This is a genomic window from Komagataeibacter intermedius TF2 (genome assembly GCF_000964425.1).
In the GTDB taxonomy this organism is placed as follows: domain Bacteria; phylum Pseudomonadota; class Alphaproteobacteria; order Acetobacterales; family Acetobacteraceae; genus Komagataeibacter; species Komagataeibacter intermedius.
In genome coordinates, this window is record NZ_BANF01000212.1 from 1 (window position 1) to 1,889 (window position 1,889).

A 1,889-nucleotide genomic window follows, 5' to 3' on the forward strand; every position below is an offset into this window, starting at 1 on the left:
CACGCCGTTCGTCGGTGTCGGTGCGGGTTACCTGTGGCAGAACGTGAACGCCAGCACCGCCGTGCCCGGTGGCAACAGGCCCGGCGGCATGGCGACCGTCAGCCAGGACGGCACGAATGGCAGCTTCGCCTATCAGGGCATTGTTGGCGCGGCCTATGACATTCCCGGCGTGCAGGGCCTGCAGATGACCACCGAATACCGCATGATCGGGCAGGTGGAATCGTTCGCGATGGGCAATATCAACCAGCGCGTGACCGACCCCGCATCCGACCACAACAACCTGCGCTACGACCACCGCTTCAACCATCAGTTCATTGTCGGCGTCCGGTACGCGTTCAACCATGCCCCGCCGCCGCCGCCGCCCGCGCCCACCGTCGTGCCGCCCGCACCGACCGCCGCGCGCACCTATCTGGTGTTCTTTGACTGGGACGGCGCCGCACTGACAGGTCGCTCGCGTGAGATCGTGGCGCAGGCAGCGCAGGCATCCACCCATGTCCAGACGACCCGGATCGAGGTCAATGGCTACACCGACAATTCCGCCGCCCATCCCGGCCCCCGTGGCGAACAGTACAACATGGGCCTGTCCATGCGCCGCGCGGACAGCGTGAAGGCTGAACTGATCCGTGATGGCGTCCCGGCCAGCGGCATCGACATTCACGGCTATGGCGAAGCCCACCCGCTGGTGCCCACCGGGCCTGACACGCGCGAACCCCAGAACCGCCGTGTCGAGATCATCCTGCACTGACGGCGCGTTCTGTAATAAATTGATAAATACGGACATTCACGAGGGGGAGCGCACGGCTCCCCCTTTCCATATCGAATCGTTTTGGGGCATGTCAGGCGTGAAAATCAGCCCTTCGGTTTCCGGCACCGTCCTATGCAAAATAAAGGGGTCTAATATCAGGCTTCCAAAAAAACCTTATAAAATCGGGACTTTTTACGGAACGTGCCAAACACCCCTGAAATATATGTGTGTTTTTCGCCACACCTCAGTGGCATGCGGCATTTTGCCCATTCTCAAGTCGGTCCAGACAGGCTAATCCCCGCATCATAGCTTGCGGGTAATCTCAGGCTGCCCTGTCTCGGGGCAAATCCATTGCCCGAACCACAAGATGGGGCTTTGCCCTGCAACAACAGAGTTAAGGACTGAAACATGCGTCTACGCGCAGCGTTACTGGCTACCAGCCTGCTGGCAGCGGCACCGTTCGCCGCCAAGGCAACCACCATCACCGGCCCCTATGTTGGCATCGGCGGTGGTTACGATCTGACCCAGACCCAGCATGGGCACGATGCCATCCTCAAGAACGGCGGCAACGGCAACAATGACGAGGGCGAGCACGTCCGTCACGGCCACGGCTGGACCGGCTTCGCCAACGTTGGCTGGGGTTTCGGTAACGGTCTGCGCGCCGAAGTCGAAGGTGCCTACAGCTGGACCGCGATCAACAGCGTCGGTTCCGAGAAGACCAAGGGCCATGACCGGTCCTATGGTGGCTTCATCAACGTGCTGTATGACATCGACCTGAAGCGTCTGTTCAACATTGATGTGCCTGTCACGCCGTTCGTTGGTGCTGGTGCAGGTTATCTGTGGGAAAACGCGAACGTTACCGGCATGTCCACCGGCGGCCGCATGACGGGCACGAACGGCAGCTTCGCCTATCAGGGTATCGTTGGTGCAGCCTACGACATCCCGGGCGTATCGGGCCTGCAGATGACCACCGAATACCGCATGGTTGGTCAGGTTGAAGACTTCGGCATGGGCAACATCCATTCCGGCAACACGGCGGTCCGCTTCGACCACCGCTTCAACCACGAGTTCATCGTCGGTGTCCGCTACGCGTTCAACAACGCGCCGCCGCCGCCGCCGCCGGCCCCTGCCGTCGTGCCGCCCG

The 1,889-nt window shown here is 61.5% G+C and carries 2 protein-coding genes; both read left to right on the top strand.

Annotation, left to right across the window (positions count from 1 at the left end; all coding sequences use genetic code 11):
- On the top strand, positions 1 to 745 hold a 745-nt coding region (locus B7449_RS16445), incomplete at its 5' end, for an OmpA family protein (protein WP_048883844.1).
- Between the two features lie 408 nt (positions 746 to 1,153).
- Positions 1,154 to 1,889, top strand: a 736-nt coding sequence (locus B7449_RS16450) for an outer membrane protein (protein ID WP_048883845.1), incomplete at its 3' end; no start/stop codon positions are given.